We start from the raw sequence: 6,939 nt of genomic DNA, 5'->3' as shown, positions 1-6,939 counted from the left end.
GCGCCGTCCAGGCCGCCGAGCGGGCCGGTGACGCGGGCGACGCCGATGCGGCCGACGCCGGGGTCCGCCCCGCCGCGGTGCCCCGCCCGGCCGGCGAACTGATCCGCGAGGCCCTCGCCGAACCCGAACGCCTGGTCGTCCTCGACGCCCCGCACGCCCGCCGCGCCCACGACCTCGGCACCCTGCTGCGCAAGGTCCGCGAGGCGCTGGCCGGCGGCTGCACCGCCGAGGAGGCCCTCTGGCAGCTGTGGGACGGCTCCCGCCGCTGGCGCGAACGCCTGGAACGGGCCGCCCTGCGCGGCGGCGCCGCCGGCCGCAACGCCGACCGCGACCTCGACGCGATCTGCGCCCTGTTCGAGACCGCCGCCCGCGCCGAGGAACAGGTCACCGGCCACCGCGGCGCCCTCGACCTGCTCGCCGAACTCGACGCCCAGGACATCGCCGCCGACACCCTCACCGTGCGGGCCGTCCGCCCCGAGGCGGTCCGGCTGATGACCGCCCACCGCGCCAAGGGCCTGGAATGGCGCCTGGTCGTCGTCGCCGGCGTCCAGGACGGCCTCTGGCCCGACCTGCGCCGCCGCGGCTCCCTGCTGGAGGCCGACCGGATCGGCCGCGACGGCCTCGCCGAACCGCTCAGCCCCGCCGCCCTGCTCGGCGAGGAGCGCCGGCTCTTCTACGTCGCGGCCACCCGGGCCCGGGACCGGCTCGTCGTCACCGCCGTCAAGGCCCCCGCCGACGACGGCGACCAGCCGTCCCGCTTCCTGCGCGAGCTCTACCGCGAGGACGTCGACCCTCGGACCGGCAAGGTGCTGCGCCGCACCCCGCAGGTCACCGTCGAGGACGTCACCCACCGCCCGCGCCGCCCGCTCGCCGTGCACGCGCTGGTCGCCGAGCTGCGCGCGGTCACCGTCGACCCGGACCGCTCGCCCGAGCTGCGCCGGGCCGCCGCCGAACGCCTCGCCACCCTCGCCCTGGCCACCGACGAGGAGGACCGCCCGCTGGTGCCCGCGGCCCGCCCCGAGGCCTGGTGGGGCCTGGACGACGCGACCGCCGCCCCCGACCCGCTGCGCGAGGCCGACCTGCCGGTCCGGCTCTCCGGCAGCGGCCTGGAACAGCTGGAGAACTGCTCGCTGCAGTGGTTCCTCGACAAGGAGGTCAAGGCCCGCGGCACCTCCTCCGCCGCCCAGGGCTTCGGCAACGTGGTGCACGCCCTCGCCGACGAGGTCGGCTCCGGCCGCACCCCCGCCGACCTGGCCGTCCTGATGGAACGCCTGGACACCGTCTGGGACGCGCTGGCCTTCGACGCGCCGTGGAAGTCCCAGCAGGAGAAGACCGAGGCCCGGGCCGCCCTGGAACGCTTCCTCACCTGGCACGTGATGGCCCGCGGCCGCGACGTCGTCGCCACCGAGCACGGCTTCGACGTGACCCTCGACGCCGGCGGCGTCCAGGTGCGGATCCGCGGCTCGATGGACCGGGTCGAGAAGGACGAGGCCGGCCGCGCCTACGTGGTCGACTTCAAGACCGGCAAGCAGCTGCCCAGCGACCGCTCGCTGCCCGAGCACAAGCAGCTCGCCGTCTACCAGCTCGCCGTCCGCTCCGGCGCCCTCAACGGGCTGCCCGGCTTCGACGCGGACGGCGCGGAGTCCGGCGGCGCCGAACTCGTCCAGCTGCGCAAGCCCGACAAGGCCGTCCCGGACTCGCCCAAGGTGCAGCGCCAGGACCCGCCGCAGGGCGAGCCCTGGATCGAGAACCTGCTCGCCGACGCCGCCGGACGGATCCTCGCCGAACGGTTCGTCCCGCAGACCGGCGGCGGCTGCGACCGGTGCGCCTTCCGCCGCAGCTGCTCCGCCCAGCGCGACGGCGCCCAGCTGGTCGAGTAGGGAGCCGGCCGGTCGGGCAGGGCGGACGTGGCCATCGCCACAACGGGGCCCGGCCTGTCGGTGCCCCCCGTTACCGTTGCGGGGTGACCGCCCTGCTCAGCCACCCCGACCAGCTCAAGGACCTGCTGGGCATCCCCTTCAACCGGGAGCAGATGGCGGCCATCGGGGCCCCGCTGCGGCCGGCCGTGATCGTCGCCGGCGCGGGCTCCGGCAAGACCACCGTGATGGCCGCCCGGGTGGTCTGGCTGGTCGGCTCCGGCGCCGTCCGCCCCGAGCAGGTGCTCGGCCTCACCTTCACCAACAAGGCCGCCGGCGAGCTCGCCGAACGCGTCCGCGCCGCGCTGCTCCGGGCCGGGGTCGCGGATCCGGACGGGGAGGCGCTCGGCGAACCCGAGATCTCCACCTACCACGCCTTCGCCGGCCGCCTGCTCAAGGAGCACGGCCTGCGGATCGGCATCGAGCCCGACGTCCGGCTGCTCGCCGACGCCACCCGCTTCCAGCTCGCCGCCAAGGTGCTGCGCACCGCCCGCGGCCCCTTCCCCGCCCTCACCGGCACCTTCGCCAACCTGGTCGCCGACCTCACCGCCCTCGACGGCGAACTCGCCGAGCACCTCGTCGAGCCCGCCACCCTGCGCGCCTTCGACGAGGACCTGCTCGACGCGCTGGCCGGCGTCAGGCTCACCAACGAGGACCTGCGGGCCGTCCCCGCCACCGCCCGGGCCCGGCTCGAACTGCTCCGCCTGGTCGAGGACTACCGGCGCCGCAAGGCCGGCGCCGGGCTGATGGACTTCGGCGACCAGATAGCCGCCGCCGCCCGGCTCGCCCAGCGCCGGCCCGAGGTCGGCGCCCTGCTGCGCGAGCAGTTCCGGGTCGTCCTGCTCGACGAGTACCAGGACACCTCGGTCGCCCAGCGGCTGATGCTCGCCGGCCTCTTCGGCGCCGGACCGGAACGGGCCGCCGGACCGGACGGGGCCGCCGGACCGGAAGGGGCGGAAGGGACCGGCGGGCCGTCCGGCCACCCGGTCACCGCCGTCGGCGACCCCTGCCAGGCGATCTACGGCTGGCGCGGCGCCTCCGTCGCCAACCTCGACGACTTCCCCCGCCACTTCCCGAACGCCGACGGCACCCCCGCCGACCGGTACGCGCTCAGCGAGAACCGCCGCAGCGGCGGCCGGCTGCTCGCCTTCGCCAACGAGCTGGCCGCGCCGCTGCGCGCCCGGCACGAGGGCGTCGAGGCGCTGCGCCCCGCCCCCGGCGCCGAACTCGACGGCAGGGTCCGGGTCGCGCTGCTGCCCACCCACGCCGAGGAGATCGACTGGCTGGCGCAGGAGATCACCCACCTGGTGCGCACCGGCACCGCCCCCGGCCGGATCGCCGTGCTGTGCCGCGGCGGCGCCGCCTTCCCCGACATCCACGCCGCCCTGGTCGCCCGGGACGTGCCGGTCGAGGTGGTCGGCCTCGGCGGGCTGCTGCACCTGCCCGAGGTCGCCGACCTGGTCGCGGTCTGCGAGGTGCTCCAGGACCCGACCGCCAACGCCGCCCTGGTCCGGCTGCTGATCGGTCCGCGCTGGCGGATCGGCCCGCGCGACCTCGCGCTGCTCGGCCGGCGCGCCGCCGAACTGGTCCGCACCGCCCGCCCCGAGGGCGTCGAGCCGCTGGCCGCCGCCGTCGCCGAGACCGACCCCACCGAGGTCGTCTCGCTCGCCGACGCGCTGGAGACCTTCCTGGACGCGGAGGAGTCCGACGAGCTGGCGTTCTCCGCCGAGGCCCGGGTCCGCTTCGCCCGGCTCGCCCGTGAACTGCGCGAACTGCGCCGCGCGCTCGCCGACCCGCTGATGGACGTGCTGCACCGGGTCCTCGCCGTCACCGGCCTGGAGGTCGAACTTGCCGCCTCCCCGCACGCGCTGGCCGCCCGTCGCCGGGAGACCCTGCACGCCTTCCTCGATGTCGCCGCCTCCTTCGCCGACCTCGACGGCGACCCCGGCCTGGCCGCCTTCCTCGGCTTCCTGCGCGCCGCCCAGGAGCACGACCGCGGCCTGGACGCCGGCCTGCCCGGCGGCGAGGACACCGTCAAGGTGCTCACCGCGCACAAGTCCAAGGGCCTGGAGTGGGACGTCGTCGCCGTCCCCGGCCTGGTCAAGGGCGGCTTCCCGTCCACCACCGCGCGCGAGCGCTGGACCAGCGTCAAGCGGGTCCTGCCGCACGCCCTGCGCGGCGACGCCGCGACCCTGCCCGACGTCCGGGCCGGCTGGAACGGCAAGTCCATGACGGCGTTCAAGGCCGCGCTCGCCGAGCACTCCGCCACCGAGGAACTGCGCCTCGGCTACGTCGCCTTCACCCGCCCGCGCGCCCTGCTGCTCGCCTCCGGCCACTGGTGGGGCCCCAGCCAGAAGACCGCGCGCGGCCCGTCCCCGTTCCTGGAGCAGCTGCGCGCCCACGCCGAGCGGCCCGGCGACGGCGAGATCGCGGCCTGGGCCGAACCGCCCGCCGAGGGCGCGGAGAACCCGGCGCTCGCCGCCCCGGTCGAACGCCCCTGGCCGCTGCCGCTCGACCCGGCCGCCCAGCACGCCCGCCGCCGGGTCGCCGAGGTCGTGCACCGCCGCCTCGCCGGACAGCCCGCCCCCGAACCCGAGCCGATGGCCCCCGAGGACCGCCGGCTCGTCGAGTCCTGGGACCGCGACCTGACCGCGCTGCTCGGCGAGTTGGAACGCTCCCGGCGCGGCGTGCGGGAGGTGCCGCTGCCCGCCTCGCTCTCCGCCACCCAGCTGCTGCGGCTCGCCGCCGACCCGGACGGCTTCGCGCACGACCTGGCCCGGCCGATGCCGCGCCCGCCGCAGCCCGCCGCCCGCCGCGGCACCCGCTTCCACGCCTGGGTGCAGTCCCGGATCGAGCCGCTGATGCTGATCGGCCCCGGCGCGCTGCCCGGCGCCGACGACGACGGCATCGAGGACGAGCGGGACCTGGAACGGCTCAAGGAGGCCTTCCTGCGCACCCCGTACGCGGACCGCGAGCCGCTGCGGGTCGAGGCGCCGTTCCACCTGGTGCTGGCGGGCCGGGTGGTGCGCGGCCGGATCGACGCGGTCTACCGCGACGGTGACGCCGGGTCAGGATCCGGCGCCGCGTCACGCTACGAAGTGGTGGACTGGAAGACGCACCGCGAGGAGACCGCCGACCCGCTCCAACTCGCCGTCTACCGACTGGCCTGGGCCGAACAGGCGGGCGTTCCGCCCGAGCAGGTCACGGCCTCCTTCCTGTACGTCCGCAGTGGCCGGATCGAACAACCCGCAGGACTTCCCGACCGAAAAGAGTTGGAACGGCTCCTGATCGGGAACAGTGAAGAATGAGTCACACAGAGCGTTCAAGTCATCACGGCAGCGGGCGAAACCTGTGCGTAGTGCACGTTTCGCGCCTATTGTGGGGTCGGTAACCGGTCAACCCCCGTGCTCCGGCCGCCAGCGACGCCCGCAATCCCCAACCCTCAGTCATCACCGCAGGTGCCCCCGGGTACCGGCGTCTTCTGCTGGAGAGACCGAAGTTGAGCGCGACCGGATGGATCAGAGAACGGTTCGCCGGGCCGACCCCGGGGGCCGCACCCGGCGCGACCGGCACCTGGCCGAGGACGGCGCTGTCGCTGCCGTTCATCGGCATGGCGCTGGTCGTCGTCCTCGACTACTACACCGACGCGGCGGTGACCGTCGAACCGGCGCTCACCGCCGTCCCCGCGCTGGCCGCCGTGGTCAGCCGCCGCACCTGGTACCCGCTCGCCATCGGCGGCCTCACCGAGGCCGCGGCGTTCCTGATGGCCTTCCACAACGACGTGCTCGGCCAGTCCGTGCACAGCGCCACCGTCTTCGCGATCGTCCTGGTCGCCGCCATCGGCTGGGTCAGCGCCACCCTGCGGCTGCGTCAGGAACGCCTGCTCGCCGACGCCCAGCTGGTCGCCTCGATCGCCCGCCGGGTCCTGCTGCGCCCCGTCCCCGACCGGGTCGGCACCGTCCGGGCCGCCGTCCACTACGCGGCCGCCGCCGCCCACGCCCGGATCGGCGGCGACCTCTACGAAGTCGTCAACACCCGGCACGGCGTGCGCGCCGTGGTCGGCGACGTCCGCGGCAAGGGCCTCGGCGCCGTCGAGACCGCCGCCGCCGTGCTCGGCGCCTTCCGCGAGGCCGCCCACCAGGAGGCCGCCCTCGACAAGGTCGCCGGCTGGCTCGCCGACAGCCTCGACCGCGCCCTGCACGAGAACGACCACCCGGGCGTCGAGGAGGAGTTCGTCACCCTCGTGCTGATCGGCGTGCGCCCCGACGGCACCGCCGAGATCGTCAACTGCGGCCACCCCGCCCCGCTGCTGCTGCGCGGCACCGAACCCGCCCGGCCGCTCGAACTCCCCGAGACCGTCCCCCCGCTCGGCGTCCTCGACCCCGCCGACGTCCGCCCCCCGGTCCACCGCGTCCCGCTGCGCCCCGACGACCGCGTCCTGCTCTACACCGACGGCGTCATCGAGGCCCGCGACCGGGCCGGCGTCTTCTACCCGCTCGCCGACCGCTTCCCGCGCTGCGCCGACGGCGGCCCCGTCGACGTGCTGCGCCGCCTGCACGAGGACGTCGTCCGGCACGTCGGCCGGCAGCTCGGCGACGACGCCGCGATGCTGCTGCTCCAGTACGACCCGGCCCCGGCCGCCGACCGCCCCGACGGCACCCCCCGCCTCCCGCACCAGAACGGCCACCTCTCCCGGCACTGACCTCCCGGCACCGGCCTCCCGGCACCGGCCTCCCGGCACTGATCTCCCGGCACCGGCCTCCCGGCACCGGCCTCAGAGCGAGGCCCGCACCACCAGCGGGCGGTGGTCCGACACGCCCGTGCGCGGCGCGGCCGCCGGGCCGACCGCCGACCGCGGCACCCCCACCGCCAGCACGTGGTCGAACTGCACGGCCGGCCGGTGCGACGGGTAGGTGGGGGTGCGCGCCAGGTCGTACCAGCCCTGCAGCCGCGCCCGCGGCTCGCGCACCCGCCGCCGGCTGGTGGTGCGGGCCTCGCTCTGAGGCCGGTGCCGGGAGGCCGG

3 protein-coding genes and 1 pseudogene are annotated in these 6,939 nt (G+C 76.3%); 3 read left to right on the top strand and 1 reads right to left on the bottom strand.

The window, feature by feature from the left end:
- From AB0N76_RS38580 to AB0N76_RS38570, 3 genes are all read left to right on the top strand, one after another.
- The coding region (locus AB0N76_RS38580) for a PD-(D/E)XK nuclease family protein (RefSeq protein WP_363565522.1) at positions 1-1,880 on the top strand (1,880 nt) is incomplete at its 5' end.
- Between the two features lie 83 nt (positions 1,881-1,963).
- Positions 1,964-5,224, top strand: a complete 3,261-nt coding sequence (locus tag AB0N76_RS38575; protein ID WP_363565521.1) for an ATP-dependent DNA helicase — start codon at positions 1,964-1,966, stop codon at positions 5,222-5,224.
- 191 nt (positions 5,225-5,415) lie between these two features.
- Positions 5,416-6,618: a PP2C family protein-serine/threonine phosphatase gene (locus AB0N76_RS38570; RefSeq protein WP_363565520.1), complete on the top strand. Its 1,203-nt coding sequence runs from the start codon at positions 5,416-5,418 to the stop codon at positions 6,616-6,618.
- Positions 6,619-6,690: 72 nt separating this feature from the next.
- Here the strand turns inward: AB0N76_RS38570 and AB0N76_RS38565 are convergent.
- A pseudogene (locus AB0N76_RS38565) lies at positions 6,691-6,939 on the bottom strand (hypothetical protein); the annotation flags it as partial.

Source organism: Kitasatospora sp. NPDC093806, assembly GCF_040683335.1.
In the GTDB taxonomy this organism is placed as follows: Bacteria; Actinomycetota; Actinomycetes; order Streptomycetales; family Streptomycetaceae; genus Kitasatospora.
The sequence above is the reverse complement of the archived record's forward strand: the minus strand, read 5'-3'. Positions and strand labels throughout refer to the sequence as shown.